The organism is Solibacillus cecembensis (assembly GCF_050272495.1).
In the GTDB taxonomy this organism is placed as follows: Bacteria; Bacillota; Bacilli; order Bacillales_A; family Planococcaceae; genus Solibacillus; species Solibacillus cecembensis.
Genome location: NZ_JBNNMF010000001.1, coordinates 77,135 through 98,384 on the forward strand (window position 1 = coordinate 77,135; position 21,250 = coordinate 98,384).

Annotated in this window: 21 protein-coding genes; all 21 read right to left on the minus strand. The window is 37.7% G+C overall.

The genetic code is table 11. From position 1 onward, the window contains the following. Positions 1-96: 96 nt before the first annotated feature. Positions 97-1,803: a proline--tRNA ligase gene (locus ACQKIH_RS00350; RefSeq protein ID WP_057986976.1), complete on the minus strand. Its 1,707-nt coding sequence runs from the start codon at positions 1,801-1,803 to the stop codon at positions 97-99. A 212-nt stretch (positions 1,804-2,015) separates the two neighbouring features. Continuing rightward, a complete protein-coding gene (rseP, locus tag ACQKIH_RS00355) occupies positions 2,016-3,272 on the minus strand; it encodes an RIP metalloprotease RseP (RefSeq protein WP_427762797.1) in 1,257 nt (418 codons plus the stop codon). A gap of 61 nt (positions 3,273-3,333) precedes the next feature. Next, entirely contained in the window at positions 3,334-4,479 is a 1,146-nt protein-coding gene (locus tag ACQKIH_RS00360; RefSeq protein WP_057986979.1) for a 1-deoxy-D-xylulose-5-phosphate reductoisomerase, read from the minus strand. Between the two features lie 21 nt (positions 4,480-4,500). Further along, complete coding sequence (locus ACQKIH_RS00365; RefSeq protein ID WP_427762798.1) at positions 4,501-5,298, minus strand: phosphatidate cytidylyltransferase; 798 nt, start codon at positions 5,296-5,298, stop codon at positions 4,501-4,503. Next, positions 5,295-6,089: an undecaprenyl pyrophosphate synthase gene (uppS, locus tag ACQKIH_RS00370; RefSeq protein WP_427762800.1), complete on the minus strand. Its 795-nt coding sequence runs from the start codon at positions 6,087-6,089 to the stop codon at positions 5,295-5,297. The genes ACQKIH_RS00365 and uppS overlap by 4 nt, the downstream gene beginning before the upstream one ends. 377 nt (positions 6,090-6,466) lie before the next feature. Beyond that, on the minus strand, positions 6,467-7,024 hold the full coding sequence (gene frr, locus ACQKIH_RS00375) for a ribosome recycling factor (protein ID WP_057986984.1): 558 nt from the start codon (positions 7,022-7,024) through the stop codon (positions 6,467-6,469). After that, positions 7,024-7,749, minus strand: coding sequence for a UMP kinase (pyrH, locus tag ACQKIH_RS00380; protein WP_057986986.1), 726 nt, complete (start codon positions 7,747-7,749; stop codon positions 7,024-7,026). The genes frr and pyrH overlap by 1 nt, the downstream gene beginning before the upstream one ends. Before the next feature lie 192 nt (positions 7,750-7,941). Then, entirely contained in the window at positions 7,942-8,826 is an 885-nt protein-coding gene (gene tsf / locus ACQKIH_RS00385) for a translation elongation factor Ts (protein ID WP_427762802.1), read from the minus strand. A gap of 192 nt (positions 8,827-9,018) precedes the next feature. Continuing rightward, positions 9,019-9,735 carry a 30S ribosomal protein S2 gene (gene rpsB / locus ACQKIH_RS00390; protein ID WP_057986990.1) on the minus strand — a complete coding sequence of 239 codons (717 nt, stop codon included), beginning with the start codon at positions 9,733-9,735 and terminating at the stop codon, positions 9,019-9,021. A 159-nt stretch (positions 9,736-9,894) separates the two neighbouring features. Next, the gene (locus ACQKIH_RS00395) at positions 9,895-10,518 is read right to left on the minus strand and encodes a hypothetical protein (RefSeq protein WP_427762804.1); all 624 of its coding nucleotides are present in this window, start codon (positions 10,516-10,518) and stop codon (positions 9,895-9,897) included. 9 nt (positions 10,519-10,527) lie between these two features. After that, positions 10,528-10,839, minus strand: coding sequence for an RNA polymerase subunit sigma (locus ACQKIH_RS00400; RefSeq protein ID WP_427762806.1), 312 nt, complete (start codon positions 10,837-10,839; stop codon positions 10,528-10,530). An 11-nt stretch (positions 10,840-10,850) separates the two neighbouring features. Further along, positions 10,851-11,603: a FliA/WhiG family RNA polymerase sigma factor gene (locus ACQKIH_RS00405; RefSeq protein WP_201785001.1), complete on the minus strand. Its 753-nt coding sequence runs from the start codon at positions 11,601-11,603 to the stop codon at positions 10,851-10,853. Positions 11,604-11,764: 161 nt separating this feature from the next. Beyond that, positions 11,765-12,139: a multidrug transporter gene (locus ACQKIH_RS00410; protein WP_427762807.1), complete on the minus strand. Its 375-nt coding sequence runs from the start codon at positions 12,137-12,139 to the stop codon at positions 11,765-11,767. Then, entirely contained in the window at positions 12,136-12,639 is a 504-nt protein-coding gene (locus ACQKIH_RS00415) for a chemotaxis protein CheD (RefSeq protein WP_427762808.1), read from the minus strand. The genes ACQKIH_RS00410 and ACQKIH_RS00415 overlap by 4 nt, the downstream gene beginning before the upstream one ends. Then, on the minus strand, positions 12,636-13,274 hold the full coding sequence (locus tag ACQKIH_RS00420; protein WP_057987000.1) for a chemotaxis protein CheC: 639 nt from the start codon (positions 13,272-13,274) through the stop codon (positions 12,636-12,638). Before ACQKIH_RS00420 ends, ACQKIH_RS00415 begins: the two co-directional genes overlap by 4 nt. Positions 13,275-13,441: 167 nt before the next feature. Continuing rightward, positions 13,442-13,888: a chemotaxis protein CheW gene (locus ACQKIH_RS00425; RefSeq protein ID WP_057987001.1), complete on the minus strand. Its 447-nt coding sequence runs from the start codon at positions 13,886-13,888 to the stop codon at positions 13,442-13,444. 21 nt (positions 13,889-13,909) lie between these two features. After that, positions 13,910-15,982: a chemotaxis protein CheW gene (locus ACQKIH_RS00430; RefSeq protein WP_427762809.1), complete on the minus strand. Its 2,073-nt coding sequence runs from the start codon at positions 15,980-15,982 to the stop codon at positions 13,910-13,912. Between the two features lie 17 nt (positions 15,983-15,999). Continuing rightward, positions 16,000-17,148, minus strand: a complete 1,149-nt coding sequence (locus tag ACQKIH_RS00435) for a protein-glutamate methylesterase/protein-glutamine glutaminase (protein ID WP_427762811.1) — start codon at positions 17,146-17,148, stop codon at positions 16,000-16,002. Then, positions 17,149-18,021 (minus strand): MinD/ParA family protein, encoded by an 873-nt coding sequence (locus ACQKIH_RS00440; protein ID WP_427762813.1) that lies wholly within the window; start codon positions 18,019-18,021, stop codon positions 17,149-17,151. Beyond that, entirely contained in the window at positions 18,005-19,204 is a 1,200-nt protein-coding gene (gene flhF, locus ACQKIH_RS00445) for a flagellar biosynthesis GTPase FlhF (protein WP_427762814.1), read from the minus strand. The genes ACQKIH_RS00440 and flhF overlap by 17 nt, the downstream gene beginning before the upstream one ends. Then, on the minus strand, positions 19,201-21,234 hold the full coding sequence (gene flhA, locus ACQKIH_RS00450) for a flagellar biosynthesis protein FlhA (RefSeq protein WP_427762816.1): 2,034 nt from the start codon (positions 21,232-21,234) through the stop codon (positions 19,201-19,203). The genes flhF and flhA overlap by 4 nt, the downstream gene beginning before the upstream one ends. Positions 21,235-21,250: the final 16 nt, after the last annotated feature.

Genomic DNA, 21,250 nt, shown 5'->3' on the forward strand with positions numbered 1-21,250 from the left:
TTAAGTTTCTCCTAAAAAAACAAAACTCACGCCAAAATAGCGCGAGTTACTGTCTTTTTTATATAGTTGCCGATTAATCGCAGCAATCAAAATACGTTAGTTTTTTTGAAAATATTCATTTAAGCGGTCAAATACTTCTTCTTTTGCCCACTCAGCAGACTCACCAGTTGTACGGAATTTCACTTCTACAATGCCTTCTGATGCTTTTTTACCAACTGTAATACGCACTGGTAAGCCGATTAAATCCGCATCTGCAAATTTAACACCCGCACGCTCAGTACGATCATCATAAAGTACATCATAGCGATATGATTTTAATAAACCATATAACTCGCCCGCTAATTGAACTTGTGCTTCATCTTTTGTATTCACCGATACTAAATGAACATCATATGGCGCCAATTGATTCGGCCAAATAAAGCCATTATCATCTTGGAACTGTTCAGCAACCGCTGCCAATATACGAGAAACCCCTATACCATAGCAACCCATGATAAATGGTTTGGCCTTTCCTTGCTCATCAAGATACGTGGCATTCATTTTTTCTGAATACGTTGTACCTAGTTTAAAGATATGACCTACTTCAATACCTTCAGCAAATTTAATGATTCCTTGGCCGTCTGGTGAAAGGTCTCCCTCTTGAATAAAACGAATATCTTCATAAGAAGCAATCGCAAAGTCACGCTCTGGATTGACATTTACTAAGTGGAAGCCGTCTTCATTTGCCCCAGCAACACCGTTACAAATCGATTTAATCGCATTATCTGCAATCACCTTTACATTTAACGGTAATTTAACAGGACCAATTGAACCTGGTGCACAGCCTAGTAACTCTTTAATCGCCGCATCTTCTGCAAGCTCCACTGATTGAGCTCCTAAAGCGTTTTTCAGTTTAATATCATTGATTTCGTGATCACCGCGAGCTAATACAATAACTAACTCTTCATCAATATTAAATACTAATGATTTAATAACATTAGATGCATCCACATTTAAGAATGAAGATACTTGTTCAATTGTTTTTTGATCTGGTGTCGCTACTTTTTCAATGGCGTTTTTTGGTGTGTCTGGTGTTGTGTATTCTACAACAACTTCCGCCATTTCAATATTTGCCGCATAGTCTGAAGTATCAGAGTACGCAATTGTATCTTCTCCAATATCAGATAATACCATGAACTCATGCGTCCCTTTACCACCGATTGAACCTGCATCCGCGATAACTGCACGGAAGTTTAAGCCAAGGCGCGTAAAGATGTTCGAATAGGCACGGTACATATCATCATATGTTGCATCTAAAGATTCACGAGATGCATGGAATGAATACGCGTCCTTCATAATAAATTCACGACCGCGCAATAGCCCAAAGCGTGGACGTTTTTCGTCGCGGAATTTTGTTTGAATTTGGAATAATGTTAAAGGTAATTTTTTGTACGACTTAATTTCGTCACGCACTAGTGTTGTAATAACTTCTTCATGTGTTGCACCTAACGCGAAATCACGGTCATGACGATCTTTTAAACGCATTAGTTCTGGACCGTATGCTTCCCAACGTCCCGATTCCTGCCACAGCTCAGCAGCTTGCATAGCGGGCATTAATAGTTCTACGGAATTAATTGCTTCCATCTCTTCACGTACAATTTGTTCGATTTTCGTCAGTACACGTTTCGCTAATGGTAAATACGAATAAATGCCTGATGCATTTTGACGAATAAAACCTGCGCGTAAAAGCAGACGATGTGATTTTACATCTGCATCTGACGGGTTTTCACGTAATGTTGGAATAAACGTTAAACTTTGTTTCATAAAAGAATGCCACCTTTATATTTCATAATTATTTAGCAATAGAATACAAACTCTTACTTAATTTTTGTTTAGTAAGATAAAAATCAATTATGTCTAAGAAATTCTACCTTCTTATATACTAATAAAATTTAGCTTTGAACGCTAGTACTATTCGTACAAAACGCTCAAAGCTTCCTATTTGAATCCATATTTATTTCATTTATCCTCTATTATTAGAAGAAGAAATGTTGAATATCATTCCATGTTACAACTACCATTAAAATCATTAATAATACGATTCCAACAAAGTGAATCATACCTTCTTTTTGACGATCCATCGGTTTTCCTCGAACGGCTTCGAATGCAAAGAACAATAATCGACCGCCATCCAAAGCTGGAAGTGGTAATAAATTCATTATCCCTAAATTGATACTTAACATCGCCGCCCAATATAGTACATTATAAAAACCAAATGTTACCACTTCTTCAGTCGCCTTATAAATGCCTACTGGTCCAGAAAGTGCATCAATTGAAAACTGCCCAGTAACGAGCTTTCCTACAAGCGATCCAATTAAAATCATTCCATCATACGTCTGCTCTGCTCCAAAGACAACCGCTTTTAAAGGATTGCTTTCTAGCGGACGCATGACACCAATTTGAACAACTTTACTGCCATCTTTTTGCTCAACAATTTGTGGGACAACTTCCGTCTTTAAAATTGCGCCATCTCGTTCCACTTCAAACTGCAGGCGTTTCTCCGGGTTTTGTTGAATAGTTGTAGACAGTTGCTCCCAAGTACTAATCGTTTCACCATTAATTTTTGTAACACGGTCACCATTTTGAAGTCCTGCAACACTAGCAGGACGATCATCAACAACTTCTGATATAACAGGCTCTTTTGAAGGTATCCCTTGGAATAACCCCATAATGACAAAAATGAAGAATGCTAAAATAAAGTTGAATAATGGACCTGCAAAAATGGCCATTGCACGCGCACCAACCGATTTAGAGTTGAATTGGCGATCTAGCGGCGCGATAATAAGCTCTGTTCCATTTTCAACGATTGTCGCTGTACGCGATACGTTAAAACGAACGAGTTTGTCCTCTTCATCATAGCCTTCAATCCATAGTTCTTTTTCTAAATCTGCACGTTCCACTTCTAAGAAAATAACATTTTGATATTGCGTTTTTTGATTTAATACGATTTTTTCAACGATATTATCTTCGTTCGTCACAAGCGCTACACGATACCCTGGCTGTAACTCAACCGTATCTGTGTCTTCACCCGCCATTCGAACGTAACCACCGATTGGTAAAAGGCGTAGCGTATAAACCGTTTCACCTTTCGTCATACCGAAAATTTTCGGACCCATCCCAATTGCAAACTCGCGAACCATAATGCCCGCGCGTTTTGCAAATATAAAATGCCCTAGCTCATGGAAAAATACTAGTGAGCCAAAAATTGCGATAAAAGCAATAACTGTTTGCATAATCTCCCACCTTCGTTTGAGTAAACACGGCAAATGTCCTTTAGTTTACCCTCATAGTTCCCTATTCTATCATGCTTGCAACAGATTTTCTCGTTTCACTATCTACATGTAAAATTGTTTGTAAATCCGGCACTAAAATATTATTATGCTTATCCATCACACGTTCAATGCATTCCTCAATTTGTAGGAACGTCATTTTTTCTTGTAAAAATAACGCAACGGCTGCTTCATTTGCTGCATTCATTGCCGTTAAAATCGTACCACCCATTCGCCCTGCATCATAAGCGAGCTTTAGCGCACGGAAGCGATCAAAATCAACCTCTTTAAAATGTAGTTGACCAATTTGCGCTAAGTTTAAACGTTGGCTATTTTGCACTGGGAGACGGTCTGGATAGCTCAGTGCATATTGAATCGGAACACGCATATCCGGTGTACCGAGTTGCGCCATAACACTTGTATCTTCAAATTCGACCATCGAGTGAATTATGCTCTCTCGGTGTAACAACACATCAATATCGTCATAAGGCATATTAAATAATACATGTGCTTCAATTACTTCAAGCCCTTTATTCATCATTGTTGCAGAATCAATCGTAATTTTCGCACCCATCGACCAGTTCGGATGATTCAATGCATCCTTTACCGTTACGCCGATTAGTTCTTCACGTGTTTTATCGCGGAATGAACCACCAGAGGCTGTTAAAATAAGACGTTCAATTCGTTTGGGATTTTCACCGTTCATCGATTGGAATAACGCCGAATGTTCACTATCTACCGGTAAAATCGGAGCGTTATACTTCTTCGCTTCCGCCATCACTAAATGGCCGGCCGTTACTAATGTTTCTTTATTCGCAATGGCAATCGTTTTGCCCATGCGAATAGCAGCAAGCGTCGACTCTAAACCGACACTGCCTAAAACAGCATTCACTAATACCGTCGATTCAGGGTGTGTCGCTACATCAACAAGTCCTTTTTCACCGTATGTAAAAGCAATTGTTGGAAAATCCTTTTGCAATGAACGTGCCGCTTCTTCTGTTTGCATCGACACTAATTCAGGTTGGAGCTTTTCAATAATTTGACGTGATTTTTCAATATTTTGTCCGGCAGAAAATGCAACAAGTTTAAATTGATCTGGGTGTGCAAGTAAAATATCAAATGTTTGCCACCCAATTGAACCTGTTGCACCTAATAAACTAATTTTTTTCACAGCAATACTTCCCTTCTTGATTTACGCAAATACGTGTAAAAAGTGCAGTAATGGCACGACAAATAATAAACTATCAAAGCGGTCTAAAATACCCCCATGACCTGGTAAAATGGTTCCTGAATCCTTCACGCCATAGTGACGCTTAATCGCAGACTCGACTAAATCACCCATTTGACCGACCATGGAAGCAATAATCGTCACAACAATTAGTTTCAAGTAACTATCCGTAATTGGGTAAATCAGTTGCATAGCAATCGCAAATAAGACAGCAATCACGATGCCCCCAACAAAACCTTCTACTGTCTTCTTAGGCGATATTTCTGGCCACAATTTATGTTTCCCTAGTTTTCGACCAACAAAGTACGCTCCTGAATCGGTTGTCCAAACAACGAGCAATGCAAAAACGATAAATTCTAAACCAATAATTCGTGCTTCAATAAAATAATGAAAGCCTAGTCCAACATAAAATACGCCCAATAAAATAAAGCCTACTTCATCAAATGTCATTTTATTTTTCACAAGGACAATATAAATTAATAAAAGTGCTGCAATCCCGTAAACAATCATTAATTTTGATTCATAGCCAACAAGTTGAACAACCTCTGCTGACCATGTTTCTGGTATAACCAGTATCAATAGTGCCAACAAGCCTAATAGCCCCGGAATGGAAACAATCGAAATGCCTTTCATTTTTAAAATTTCATAAAATCCGACAATGGCTAGTGCACATACAACAAGTGCAAATGGAGCGCCTCCATAAATAACAAATGGAATAAATATTGCTGCGGCTATTACTCCAGTAATAATGCGTTGTTTCAATTTGTTTCTTCCCCTTTCAGCCCTCCATATCGGCGATTACGGTTTTGATACACTGTGATAGCTTCCTTTAAACAGGCTTCATCAAAATCTGGCCAATGTGTATCTGTAAACCAAAATTCCGTATACGCAAGCTGCCATAACATAAAATTGCTAATTCGAACTTCACCACTTGTTCGAATTAGTAAATCAGGCTCTGGTAAATGAGCCGTCATAAGGTGTTGTGTAATATGTTGTTCATTGATTTCTTCGATTGCAAGCGTGCCTGCTTCTACTTCTTTCATCAAATGTTGCATCGCCATCACAATTTCGGCACGACCACCGTAATTCATTGCAAAGTTTAAAATGAGTCCCGTATTATTTTTCGTCGCATCCATTGCTTTTTGTAGTGCGGCTTGCGTATATTTCGGTAGTGTTTCCATAACACCGATCATCTCAATCCGAATGTTACGCTCCATTAACTCCGGTAAAAAGGACGTTAAAAATTGCTCAGGTAATTTCATTAAAAATTCTACCTCTGATTTAGGGCGCTTCCAATTCTCTGTTGAAAATGCATACAGCGTTAATACTTTCACCCCTAAATCACAAGCACAACGCGTAATTTTACGAACGGTTTTCATTCCTTCATGGTGCCCTGCAACACGTGGCATTGAACGTTTTTTTGCCCAACGACCATTACCGTCCATGATGATCGCAATATGGGTAGGAATGTCTTCACCTTTAACTAAGCCTACACTTTCGTTAATTGTTGGCGTAATTTTATTCATTTTTTTCATTAAAAGTTTTTTAAACATCTTTCATTCCCCCAACTGCACATATCGGACTATTTTCTAGTTTATCATATCAAAAAAGTATTTTCATGTCCTCGTTTACTTCTCAAATTTCCTTACTAAAGAAGCCTCTCATTTGCACTTCTCTTACTAATCTATTATGTATTTCATAATGAAATGACTCTTTATTAAATATTTTTCTACTACACGCTTATAGGATAACCCATACAACGCCGATTTAACTTGCATTAGCAAATTAAATCCAGCGGCGTATTTGATTAACTACTATCCACTTAAAAAAACGTCCTTACTAGCAGGACGTTTTTATCCATTTAAAGTTCACTTGCATGTAAAAAATAATTCGGACCAATAGAACACTGGTCACTCATTATTTTCACAGGTTAAACTTTTAAAATTTCTTTTTCTTTTTCTTTTACAAGCTCGTCTACTTTAACGATTGAGCTATCTGTTAATTTTTGGATATCATCACCAAAGCCGCGTAATTCGTCTTCTGTAATTTCTCCACTTTTTTCTAGTTTTTTAAGGTCATCATTTGCATCACGACGCACGTTACGAACCGCTACTTTTGCTTCTTCAGCTGACTTTTTCACTTGCTTTACTAAGTCTTTACGACGCTCTTCAGTTAAAGCAGGAATCGCTAAACGAATTACAGTTCCATCGTTTGTTGGTGTAATCCCAAGATCTGAACGCATAATTGCTTTTTCAATTTCACCTAAAATTGTTTTATCGTAAGGTGAAATAACTAATAGGCGCGCTTCTGGTACAGCCACTCCGCCTAGTTGATTAATCGGTGTTGGTGCACCGTAATAATCTACTTGAATACGGTCAAGTAGTGAAGCATTGGCTACACCCGCACGAATTGATGCTAGTTCTCGTGAGAAAGCACCAATTGATTTCGTCATTTTATCTTGAGCTTGATCTAATACTTGCTTTGTCATTACGCATCTCTCCTAACTACAGTTCCAATTTTTTCGCCCATTACGGCACGTTTAATATTTCCTTGATCTGACAAATTGAAAACAACAAGCTTAATATCATTATCCATACATAATGTTGAAGCTGTTGAATCCATTACTTGTAAACCTTGTTGAATAACGTCTAAATAAGTTAGTGTATCATACTTAACAGCAGTAGGATCTAGTTTAGGGTCAGCAGAATAAACACCGTCAACATTGTTTTTCGCCATTAAAATCGCATCTGCATTAATTTCCGCTGCACGTAATGCTGCCGTTGTGTCTGTAGAGAAGTAGGGATTCCCTGTACCCGCCGCAAAAATAACGACGCGAGCCTTTTCTAAATGACGCACTGCTTTACGACGAATATAAGGTTCTGCAACTTGCGTCATAACGATTGACGACTGAACACGTGTTGGAACACCTAGATTTTCTAGAGAATCTTGTAATGCTAATGCATTCATCACTGTTCCTAACATACCCATATAGTCTGCATTTGCACGTTCCATACCCATTTCAGCACCGATTTTACCGCGCCAAATGTTTCCGCCGCCGACTACTAAAGCTACTTCTACACCTAGATCGATGACATCTTTAATTTCACCTGCAATTGATTTAATTACTTCTGGTGAAAATCCAAAACCTAGATCTCCTGCTAATGCTTCACCACTTAGTTTAATTACTACTCGTTTGTATTGAGACACATCCATAGTAGACCTCCGTTACTCATTTATTTAAAAGGAAATAGTCCATACTTTCTACTTATGTAAACTATTTCACTTGCATAGATTATATCGTGCTTTTTGTTGCAAATATAGGAGTTCGATTTCCCCTATTTGTTAAAAATAGGGAACACGCAAATGGTGCTCCCTACTCTGTTTACTTCATTTATCAAGAATGAATTAGTTACCTTTAACTTGGTTCATTACTTCTTCAGCGAAGTTATCTTCACGTTTTTCGATACCTTCACCAACAGCGTAACGAGTGAAGCTTGTCACTGTACCGCCTAAAGATTTTACGAAGTCACGTACTTTTTGGTCAGAATTTTTAACGAATGCTTGGTCTAATAAACATACGTCTTCGAAATACTTGCTTAAACGGCCTTCTACCATTTTAGCAACGATGTTTTCTGGTTTGCCTTCGTTTAACGCTTGCTCAGTTAATACTTTGCGCTCGCGTTCAACTTCATCAGCTGAAACCTCATCACGAGATACGTAAGTTGGGTTGATTGCAGCGATATGCATTGCAACGTCTTTTGCAGCAGCAGCGTCAGTAGAACCTTCAAGAACTACTAATACACCGATACGACCGCCCATGTGTAAGTATGCACCAAATGCATCTGCATCTGTTTTTGTTTTCACTTCAAAACGACGTAATGAAAGTTTTTCACCAATTGTTGCAGTAGCTGTAGAAATTTGATCAGCAATTTTCACGCCGTCTTTTTCTAATTCTAAAGCAGCCTCAACTGATGCTGGTTTAGCAGCAAGTAATTGCTCAGCTAAAGAAGAAACTAATTCTTGGAATTGTACGTTTTTCGCTACGAAATCCGTTTCAGCGTTTACTTCAATAAGGATTGCCTCATTACCGTTTTCTAAAATGTATGTTGTACCTTCAGCAGCGATACGGTCTGCTTTTTTACCAGCAGCAGCTAAACCTTTTTCACGTAAGAAATCGATTGCAGCATCGATGTCACCGTCAGTTTGTACTAATGCTTTTTTACAGTCCATCATACCTGCGCCAGTTTTTTCGCGTAGTTCTTTTACTAATTGTGCAGAAATTGTTGCCATGTTGAGTTTCCTCCTAAAATTTATATTAATTTTTTTTAGATCATTCGTACTTTCAGCCTTACTATACTCGATAGTTGGCAATTGAAGCAACCTTGGTTTAACTTGATTCAAATGAGAGCTGAATCAAGTTAAAGTTGTCTCAAAAAAAGGCGATAAGGGTATCAGCCACTTATCACCTTTTTTGACGGTGAATTACTCAGCAGATTCTACAGCTGGAGCTTCTTCTTCACCTTGTTTAGCTTCTAATAAAGCGTCAGCCATTTTAGCAGTTAATAATTTAACAGCGCGGATAGCATCATCGTTTGCAGGGATTACGTAATCAATTTCATCTGGATCACAGTTAGTGTCTACGATACCAACTAGAGGGATGTTTAATTTGATTGCTTCAGCAACTGCGATACGCTCTTTACGAGGATCTACGATGAACATTACGTCCGGAATAGCTTTCATATCGCGGATACCGCCTAAGAATTTCACTAAACGTTCGTGTTCTTTTTTAAGTTGGATTACTTCTTTTTTAGGAAGTACGTCAAAAGTGCCGTCTTCTTCCATTTTTTCGATATTTTTCATACGTTGTACACGTTTTTGAATTGTACCGAAGTTAGTTAAAGTACCACCTAACCAACGTTGGTTAATGTAATAGTTGCCTGAACGTTCTGCTTCATCTTTGATCGCTTCTTGTGCTTGTTTTTTCGTACCAACGAATAAAACTTTACCACCGTCTTGACCAACTTGACGCATGAAGTTGTAAGCTTCCTCTAATTTTTTAACTGTTTTTTGTAAATCGATAATGTAGATACCGTTACGCTCAACGAAGATAAATTTCTTCATTTTTGGGTTCCAACGGCGAGTTTGGTGACCGAAATGTACACCAGCTTCAAGTAATTGTTTCATTGAAATTACTGACATGTGTGTTTCCTCCTAAAATGTTTGGTTTTTTCCCTCCGTATTTTTCATCTGCAACAAGCTACTAGAATATGTCTAGCACCACTTACTACATCAAAATACGTGTGTAATGTTTAACACCGCTTGTTAATATAACATAATGCACTGGCAAGTGCAACTACTTTACGCATGAAACTTAATAAGAAGCTCTATTTCCTTTTTGCCTTTTTGCATCGTTTTTGCTATACTTTCGATGCTCATTCCTGCTTTATGATAGGAAATAACTTGTTCCTCATAAGTCGGTTCTTTTTGAATTGCTTCCGCTACAACTTCTTGCTCAATCGGCAGGTGCTTATTTTGCTCCAACTCTACTTGTAGCACTTCGTCAGTGGATTGAACTCGTTGTTTAATATACGCATTTGCGACTGTCGCTTTTGGAATGTATTGACGTGTTTCAAGCCCTGACACTTCTTCTGTTGAAAGTGATACTTGTCCATTTTGATTCGTATTTGTCTTTTGCTCAAGTTGCACTGTATCGGGCGCCTTCGTTTCAACAGATGGAAGAGGATTTGTCACTTGAGAAGCATTTACTTTTCTCTTCGTTTGTTGCAGTTCCATAATAAGACGATCATTTTCTTCCTTCATTTCTACTAAATAAAGACTAATTGAGTCATCCATTTCACGAATCAATTGGTTTTGACGAATTTCTAAATCCTTAAATTTCGAAAGTTTGCTATTCAGAAGGATTATGATAAATATTGTTATTAACTGAATGATAAACAAAGCGATTATTATTCCTGTAAGCATTTTTTTCTCCTAGCCGCTAAAATCGAACAGGTTCCCTTTAAAAGGATGATGCGCTTCCTGTTCCTGCTGTTGCTTTTTTTTCTTATTTTGATTATCCGATGTTTGCCCATTGTTTGAAGCATCATTTTCATCTTCCTCACTAATGGCATCCATACCTTCTGATGTATTCACAGCTAATTGCTTCCGTTCAATATCACGTTTTAGCGCTTCGTTTGCATGGAGCTGTTGATCAATTGTTCTTTGGTGATGTTGATCGGCCATCTTCCCAGCATCAAACGTTTTTGGAATGGCAATTTGTAACTCTACGCCTTTTAAACTCATAACAAGCCCTCCTAAGTATTCATCATTTCAGAAGTTAATAGTTTACGTAATTTAAATAACGCTTTCGAGTGAATTTGAGAAATACGTGACGTTGATAACTCTAGCATTTCACCAATTTCAGTTAAAGTCATTTCCTCTGTATAAAACAAACTAACGACAAGCTGCTCTTTTTCATTTAGTTTTTGAATATTTTGAGCCAAATCTCCTAATAGTTCCGAATGAACGATTTGTTGTTCTGGCGTTTTTGTATGGTCATCTCGAATAACGAAAGATTTCCCTTCATTTTCATCCTGATCTAATTGTTCATTAATGGATAGAACATTCGAATAAAAATGTTCATGGAATGTTTGATAAACTTCTTCAATTGGTAAATTCATATGTTTTGCTAGCTCTTCTGGTGTTGCATGGCGCATCAACGTTTGCTCTAAACTTTCGATTTGTCCTTCTAACTTTTTAGCCTTTTCACGAGCAGAGCGTGGCAGCCAATCCTCTTTACGCAACCCATCAATAATCGCACCACGAACACGAAATGAGGCGTATGTATCGAATTTCAAATCTCGATTTATATCAAATTTGTTAAGCGCATCAAATAAGCCCATCATCCCTAAACTAGTCAAATCATCTCTTGAAACATTTTTAGGTAAACCTACCGCAATACGTTGTACATGATAGGAAACAAGTGGCTTAAATTTTCTTATAAGTAGGTCCCCCGCATCGGGATCTCGGTCAGTTGTCCAACGAATCCATAGTGCTTGCTCTTCCATACGCCTTTGCTGAGTCACCTGAATCCACCCTCCTTGACATTTAAACTTAATTATCTTTTATTATAACAAAAATTCGACAAATAAACATGTGACAGAAGGATGATACATAGCCATTTCATAATTTTTTCGTCAAAAAAAAGCCGACAATGTCGACTTTTTTCCTATTTTGAAACCGCTTCTTCTTGACCATGTAGCATCGTACGTACAACTTTTGCAATTTCTTCTGTGTTATCCTCTTCAAACTCAACGGTTGTTCGTCCATTTTGAGGTACAAATTGCTGCTGTTCTGCATTTGACGGTTCTATATTTAAAGTTGAATCAACTTCCGAATATGCGATATTTTCTGGTGTATAAAACACATAGCCTATAAATGCACGGATAAAATACATCGCGATAAAACCGATTAAGGCGACCACTAACGATACACCAATTGTCGGCAATGGATAAGCAAATGGATCTTGCACTGCCCATATAAAATACACAGTGAATGAACATAATGCTGCCCATGAATTATAAAATAACGAACCAAACATCATATATCACTTACACCTCGATTGACAGTACGAATATTTAACATACTCGTCTCTGGATTAAATTCAATTGTTCGCCCACTATTACCGCCTGTATCTTCCGCGATAATAGGAATTTTCAACTTTCGTAGTTGCTCTTTGACCGCCTCTACATTTCTAGGACCTATTCGCATCGAACTTTTATCTGAAGTAAACTGAAACATTTGAGCACCACCAGCAATTTTCGCCTTAAGTTTAAAACTCCCGGCCCCTTGAAGTTTCACTAAATTTACCAAAGCAACAACACCAGTATCTGCAAATTTCGCTTCATTTATTGATTCGGTTCTACCTAAACTAGAATCTGGTAACATAACATGTACTAACCCAGCAATTTTTTTTGATTCATCATAAATAATAACACCCACACAAGAGCCTAAACCTGAAGTGCGAATGGTCTTTGGCGTTTTTACTACATCCATTTGAGCGATTCCGACTTTAACGACTTCATTTCCATGCGATACTATCATTCAATTGGTACCCCTAATGCTTTAAATATCGCTTCAAATGATTCTGGATTTGGCAATAAGAAAAAGTTTCCTCTTACCGCTTCTTCATCTTTAATATCTTCTTCAAAAATGGCTGTATTAATTACAATTACAGTGTCGCTCACTTGGGATAGCTCAATTAAACCAATACTAATAATTGCACCAAACATATCCACGCTCAGTCCAGGTACTGTTGGATAAATCTTCAATCCAGTAAAATCAGACAACGCGGATAAATAGGACCCCGATAAAATATTGCCCATTTCCTGCATCGCAGATAAGCCCAATTCTGAAACGGATGGCGCATTAAAATCAAACAAATCATCGTGGATTAAACGACGAATAAAGCGATTTGCTTGTTCAATCGGCAGTATGAAAAACATGCTACCTTCCGCATCACCTTCAATGCGTAAAAAAATACCTACTACTACATTTTCCGAACCACCAGCTAATTCCATCATGTCATTAAAAGAAACCATTTCTACCTTTGGAACGCGCATATCAATCTTCTTTTGCAATAAGTCTGATAATGCCGTTGCTGCATGAGCTGCGCCAATATTCCCGATTTCTTTTAATACATCCAAGTGGAGCGAAGTAATTTTATCACTAAAATTCATTTACAATCCCTACTTTGATAGATTCTAGGAGATGAGAGCACTCCCCTCCTAGAAAATTATTCAGCCAATCACGACATTGATTACATATGCATTGTCACAGGACATGACAAGTTTAGGTCTAGTTTGAACTCCCAACTAATAAAGGGTGGCAGTTCCGTTACTGCAAATTAATCAAGCGGATTTAAAACTTTATCTAAGTGGAGTAAAATTAATAAACGATTGTCTAATTTTGCTACTCCAGCAATAAATTCTTCTTCCAATGAACCCACGACTTCTGGTTGCTGTTCAATCGACTCAGAATCAATATCTAAAACATCATTAGCAGAATCTACAACAAATCCTACTTCCATTGTTTCAAGCGTAATAATGATAATACGCGTTGTTTCTTCACTTTCCGGAATAGGAAGTCCGAAACGTTCACGTAAATCGATAACTGGCGTTACAACACCACGTAGATTAATGACACCTTTTACAAAACGTGCTGTTTTTGGTACTCGTGTTATATGCATTAATTTTTCTATTCCTTTAACGTGTGAAACAGGAATAGCATACTCTTTATCTGCTAACTGAAATACTATAACTTTCAGATTTGTTTGCTCTACCGCATTCGTCATCTTTTACACCTCTTATCCTATTTACTTCAGCAATGCGTTACAATCTACAATTAACGCAACTTTACCATTACCTAAAATTGTGGCACCAGATATCGCAAAAATATTCGTTAAATAATCGCCCAATGCTTTTAGAACAATTTCTTGTTGTCCGATGAATGAATCGACAACTAATCCTGCAAGTTTATCCCCTTTACGTACAATAACGACTGAATGGAATCCATCTTCTTTCAGCTCTTTCCGAGGTACTTCAAAAATTTCTTCAAGGAATACAAGCGGTACTACTTTGCCGCGGAAATCAATTACTTTTTGATTGTGCGCATTTAAAATATCTGAGTTACGAATAATCGATGTTTCAATAATAGATGATAATGGAATCGCATAAATCTCTTTTTCAATTTCAACTAACATTACTGAAATAATCGATAGTGTTAATGGTAATTGAATAGAGAATACTGATCCTACATTTTGAGTAGACTCAATTGAAATATTCCCGCCCAATGATTCGATTGTTGTTTTTACTACGTCTAAACCAACACCACGACCCGAAACATCTGAAATCACTTCAGCAGTAGAGAAACCAGAAGCTAAAATTAGCTCATTAATTTGCTTATCTGTCATCGTCAACGATTGTTCATGTGTCACAATCCCTTTCGACAGCGCCTTCGCTAATACGCGATCACGGTTAATCCCTGCACCATCATCTTCAATCTCGATAAATACATAGTTCCCGCTGTGATATGCGCGTAATTGAACGGTACCTTCTTCTGGCTTACCTTTAGCAAGACGCGCTTCTGGACTTTCAATTCCATGATCCACAGAATTACGAATTAAGTGAACAAGTGGATCACCAATCTCATCGATTACAGTACGATCTAATTCTGTTTCAGCACCAATTACGTCCAATGTAATTTTTTTATTTAAATCACGCGATAATTGACGAACCATTTTCGGGAAACGGTTAAATACTGTTTCTACCGGTACCATACGCATCGTTAAAACAATATTTTGTAGATCGCCCATTGTACGACTCATACGCTCTACTGTTTCATTTAACTCACCATGATTTACTTCCGATGCAATCGATAATAAACGACCGCGGTCAATCGCAAGTTCTTCAAAAAGATTCATTAAAATATCTAATCGTTCAATATTTACACGAATTGTTTTACTTGAAGCATGGCCTGTCGCCTTACTACTATTATTCGTTGCTTGCGGTTTTTGAACAGGTTGTGTTGCAATTTCTTGTTCGACAAGAGCAGGTACGATTGTATCTTGTACCTCCAATTCCACATTAGAAGTCACTGATTGATGGAACACATCTTGGTGTATTTCACTCACTTCAACCAAGTCCACTTCAGATACTTTCATCAGCATCTTCTGTAAGTCTTCAGCGTTTTCTTTTGAAATATACGCAACATAAAATTGATGATCAAATTGTTCTTCTTCTAATCGTTCTACTGTTGGAGATGATTTAATAACATCCCCGTTCTTCTCTAAAATTTCAAAAACCATAAATACGCGCGCTGCTTTTAATAGGCAATCTTCACGAAGAGTAATTGAAATTTCGTAAGCATTGTAATCTTGTTCTGACGATTGGAGCAACACTGTTTTTTCAAAATCATCATACGTTAATTTTAAGTTAACAGTATCCACTTTTGTCTCAACAATTTGTGCTACTTCTACAGGTGCGATTGCGACAGTCGTTGCTGCTATCTCCCCTGATTCAATAAGCTTTAATTTTTCTACGGTTACTTGAACGTCACGTTTCCCGTCCCCACCATCCGCAATATCATAAACCATTTCTTCTAAGTGATCGACCGATTCAAATACAACGTCGAATATTTCCGGTGTTACTTTAATTTTCTCGTTACGAATCGCATCTAGCACATTTTCCATTTTATGTGTTAAATCTGCTAAATCTTCGAATCCCATCGTTGCCGACATCCCTTTAAGCGTATGTGCAGAACGGAATATTTCCCCAACAATTGCCAAATCTTCAGGATTTTTTTCTAATTCTAATAAATGCTCGCCACATGCTTGTAAATGTTCTTTACTTTCTTCGATGAACATTTCTAAATATTGATTTACTTCCATTTAGAAGGCACCCCTTTTTAGGACATATATTTCATAATCGTTTGTGCAATATCGTCAACATCTGCCACTTCATCTACAAGCTGCGTCTCCACGGCAGCTTTTGGCATTCCATATACAATACACGTTTCCGCTGACTCAGTAATTGCCATTACATTTCCTGTTTTCTTTAGAGCAACCAAACCTTTTGCGCCATCATACCCCATTCCAGTCATCACTACTGCAATTTTATCGAAGTCTGAATATTGACTAACATCTTCAAACATAACATCGACGGATGGGCGATGTCCCGACCTGGGTGGCTCGGTTTGATCTGTAACAATTGCAAATGTGGCGCCTACTTTTCTTAGCTTTAAATGATAGCCACCTGGTGCAATATAAGCTGTGCCCTTTTGCAAAATATCCCCTTGCTCTGCCTCTTTCACATGGATTTGACTCAATTGATCCAAACGTGTAGCAAGTGATTTCGTGAATCCTGCTGGCATATGTTGAACAATTAAAATCGGGGCATCTACATTCGCTGGTATTTTAGTAATGACCTCTTGCAGTGCTCTCGGCCCTCCTGTTGAAGTACCAATTAAAATGATTTTTTTAGAGTTTTTATTCCAGTCCACCTTTTTACTTGCCGTTACTGCAGGTGTTACTGTTTTTTTGATAACAGGTACTGGTGGACTCACGATCTTTTCAGTCTTAATTGATTGACCAACAGGTGGCGCAAACACATGTGGTCTCGAAATTGGCTTTTTTAATTTTGCAATTGGAATTTGAGTTGCCTGAGCCACTTTATGCACCAATTCATTTTGAATTTTATGTAGGTCTAATGAAATTGTTCCACTTGGCTTCGTTACAAAATCAACAGCTCCGTACTCCATAGCAGTTAATGTATTATCTGTCCCTCGTTGTGTTGTACTTGATAGCATGATAACGGGAACTGGACAAACTTGCATAATTTCTTGTAATGCCTCGAGTCCGTTCATTTCAGGCATTTCAACATCCATTGTGACAACATCTGGCTTTAGTTGTTGGATTTTTTTAATCGCATCTTTTCCATTTCGGGCAGTACCAACTACCTCTACTTTAGAATCGTTGGCGAAAAAATCACTAATTAACTTACGCATAAATGCAGAATCGTCAACAACTAAAAGCTTACTTTTATTTGAGAAGTTCAATTACTCACGCCCTTTCGAAAAGATACTTTTTAACTTAGATAAAAAATTATTCGTTTTTACTGCAGAATGTACTTCTTCTGTTTGTTGATGAAGGAATCGATTGACAATTTTTTGCATTGTTTTTGAAATGGGTGCATCTGGATACAATAACGTAAACGGTGTTTGCTGCCTTACCGCTTTTCGCACAACGCCATCTTCTGGTAAGGAGCCTAGTACAATAACCTCTTTCGATAAAAAACGCTCCATTACTGTTTTTAACCGATGAATTGTATCTTGCCCCTCTTCTATGTTGAATGCCCGATTACATAGTAAGTAAAACGTCTTATGTTCATCTTTCATATGAATATATTTCATCATAGAATACGCGTCCATAATGGAAGTTGGCTCTGCCGTAGAAATAACGATAATTTCATCTAAAGAAGTGAGTAAATCTAACGACCAGTTGGCCACACCCGCCCCCATATCAAACAACACATAATCATATTCTTTCTGTAACAGTTCAAAGCCTTCAATTAGGCGTTCAAACATTTTTTCAGACCATTCCATAATCGTCGCCATTCCTGAACCTCCAGAAATATAATGCAATCCGCCTGGTCCTTCAAACATGACATCTTGTATAGCTAAATTGCCATCTAAATAATCCTTCAAACTAAACTTCGCTGTTTTCCCTATTAAAATATGGATATTCCCCATGCCAATATCCATATCTAATATAACGACTTTTTTACCAGATTTGGCTAAAAGTGTGGCGAAATTTGTCGTAAAATTACTCTTCCCTACTCCGCCTTTACCACTAACAACTGCGATAGATCTTCCTAATGCCCCTTGGCTTTCAAGCATTTTTAATCGAAGTTTTTCAGCTTGATCTCTCATTCACATTCTCCTTGAAAAACAGTTCCAATAAAGTATCTAAATTCGCTTGCTCCATATCTTCTGGTACTTCTTGACCATTCGTATAGTAAGCAAGTCCTTTCTTATATTTAATCATTAAATTAAACATAGTGCCAATAGAATTTGTTTCATCAAGCTTTGTAAATATAAATTTTTCAATGGGAAAATTATCGAATTGTTCAATTACTGCTTCTAAGTCTTTTTGCTTAGATGTTAAAGCGAGTACTAAAAAGGATTCTACATCTTCATCAAAATTGATTAATACTTTTAAATCGGCTACATATTTAACTTCTTTATAGTTTCGACCAGCTGTATCGATAAATATTAAATCAAGGTGATCCAATTTTTTTATCGCTTCGTCATAATCGTTCGCATTGTAAACAATTTCAACAGGTGCTTGTAACAACCCCGCATATGTTTTTAACTGCTCAATTGCAGCGATTCGATACGTATCCGTTGTAATAAAGCCTATTTTCTTTTTCTTTTCCAAAACAGCACGAGCTGCCATTTTAGCAATGGTCGTTGTTTTTCCGACGCCTGTTGGCCCTAAAACATTAATATACTTTCTATCATACGATAATCCGTCTATCGGTAAGTCTTCCATTTTTTGCTTTAAAATTTGTTGCGTCATCTTTTGCATTTCTAGATTTTGTAATTTAGCATCGCTGTTTTTAGAATGGACAAAAAGCTCATCACTAATTGCTGTGATAAGCTCTTCTCCAAGTTCCTGCTCTTTTAAAAAATCGACAAATGGTAAGAGTTCATCTGGATATTGAGATTTTGTCGACATGCGTTGCATAGATTGCATAATTAATTTTAAATCAGCAATTTCCTTCTTTAACTCTTCAGGAAGTGTCGATTTTTCCTCCTGTGGAGCCTTTATTGACTCCACATTTGGTATATTAGACGTGCTTAGAACACTTTCCTGTTCTTGTAAATACGAACTAGAAAAAGGCTGAATGTTTTGTAAAGATGGCAAAACAGGTTTCTTTTCAATTTGGTCAACTCCTGCAACGACTTCAAAACTTTTATGCTTTACCAACCCTAAAAATTTCTTCGTTACAACAACTTTCGAATTTAAAATAACCGCATCTTCCCCTAAATCAGCACGAATGAGCTTCATTGCCTCAGCAATAGAAGGAGCATTATATTTTTTCATCTTCATTCAACATTCACCACCCCTACACTTTGAATTTCAACTGCGGCATCTAGTTCATTATAAGATAATATTGGCACTTGTGGGAAGTAGCGCTCTGTTAATTGTCTTAAATACAATCGGACACCTGGTGAGCATAAAATAATCGGAGACTGTTCCATATAGGAAATGCGCTCCACTTCCTTCGCAATACCCTCTAACACGAATTGTGAATCTTGAGGGTCCATTGCTAGGTAATTGCCATGATCCGTTTGCTGGATACTATCTGCAATTAATTTTTCTACTTTACCCGACACAGTAATCACTTTCAATGCTGGTTGCCCACCGACATACTGCGCGGTAATTTGTCTCGCTAATGCTTGTCTTACGTACTCCGTTAAAATATCCGTGTCGCTTGTAAGCTTTGCGTAATCTGCCAGCGTTTCAAATACAATCGGTAAATTTCGAACAGATACATTTTCACGTAAAAGCCTTGCCAATACTTTTTGAACTTCCCCAATTGATAATGGATTTGGAATCAGTTCGTCTATTAAAATCGCATGCGTTTCTCGTAAGTGATCGATAAGCTGCTTCGTTTCTTGACGACCTAATAATTCGTGTGCATTTGCTCGAATAATTTCTGTCAAGTGCGTCGAAACAACGCTTGGTGGATCTACTACTGTATAACCATACATCTCAGCATCTTCTTTTACCTGTTCCGTAATCCATTTCGCAGGTAACCCAAATGATGGCTCAATTGTGTCAATTCCTTCGATTGAATCATCGTCTCCCGGACTCATTGCTAAGTAATGGTCGAGTAATAATTCACCCCGTGCCATTTCATTGCCTTTTATTTTAATCCGGTACTCGTTTGGCTGTAACTGAATATTATCTCGAATACGAACAATTGGGATAACAATTCCTAGCTCTAAAGCAAGTTGACGTCGAATCATGACAACACGGTCAAGTAAGTCTCCACCTTGAGCTGCATCAACTAACGGAATCAGTCCGTATCCAAATTCAAATTCAATCGGGTCAACCGTTAATAAATTAATAACGTTTTCTGGACTTTTCATCGTATCGGATGCCACTTCTTCTTCAATTTCCATAATTTCTTCCGGTGTTTCATCTTTCTTGTGATCCATTAAATAAGCACCTACTATTAATACCGCTCCAATAGGAATCGTAATCCATAGTGGAATTGGTGTGAAGAAACCGAGTAACAGAATCGTCCCACCTGCAACATATAATAACTTCGATTGTGCAAATAATTGATTTGTAATATCTGAGCCCAGATTTCCTTTTGATGCTGCACGCGTTACGACGATACCCGTTGCTGTCGAAATTAATAGTGCTGGAATTTGTGATACTAATCCATCACCGACTGTTAAAAGCGAGTATTTTGCTGCTGCCTCACCAAATGCTAAATCCATTTGCACCATACCAATGATCATCCCGAATAATAGGTTGATTGCGACCATAATAATCGATGCAATGGCATCCCCTTTTACAAACTTTGTTGCACCGTCCATCGCTCCGTAAAAGTCTGCTTCTCCAGAAACTTTTTCACGACGCTCGCGTGCTTCTTTTTCCGAAATGACACCTGCGTTTAAATCTGCATCAATACTCATTTGCTTACCAGGCATCGCATCTAATGTAAAACGTGCAGCTACTTCAGCAACACGCTCGGCACCTTTTGTAATTACGATAAACTGGATAATAACAAGTAATAGGAAAATTACTAAACCGACTAAAATATTCCCACCTGTTACGAAACTACCAAACGTCTCTACTACATCCCCAGCATCACCTTGCGCTAAAATTGCACGCGTAGTTGATACCGATAAAGCTAATCGGAAAAGTGTCAGTAATAAAATGACTGTTGGGAAAATCGAGAAGTCCAATGCTTCTTTCATATTCATCGCTGTTAAAAGCACTAATAATGCAAGTGTAATATTAATGATAATTAAAAAACTCAGTAACCAAGTTGGAAGAGGGATAATGAGCATGGCTACAATTAAAATAACTGCAGCTAAAACCCCTATATCGCGTATTTGCATTGTTGTCCCCCTGCTT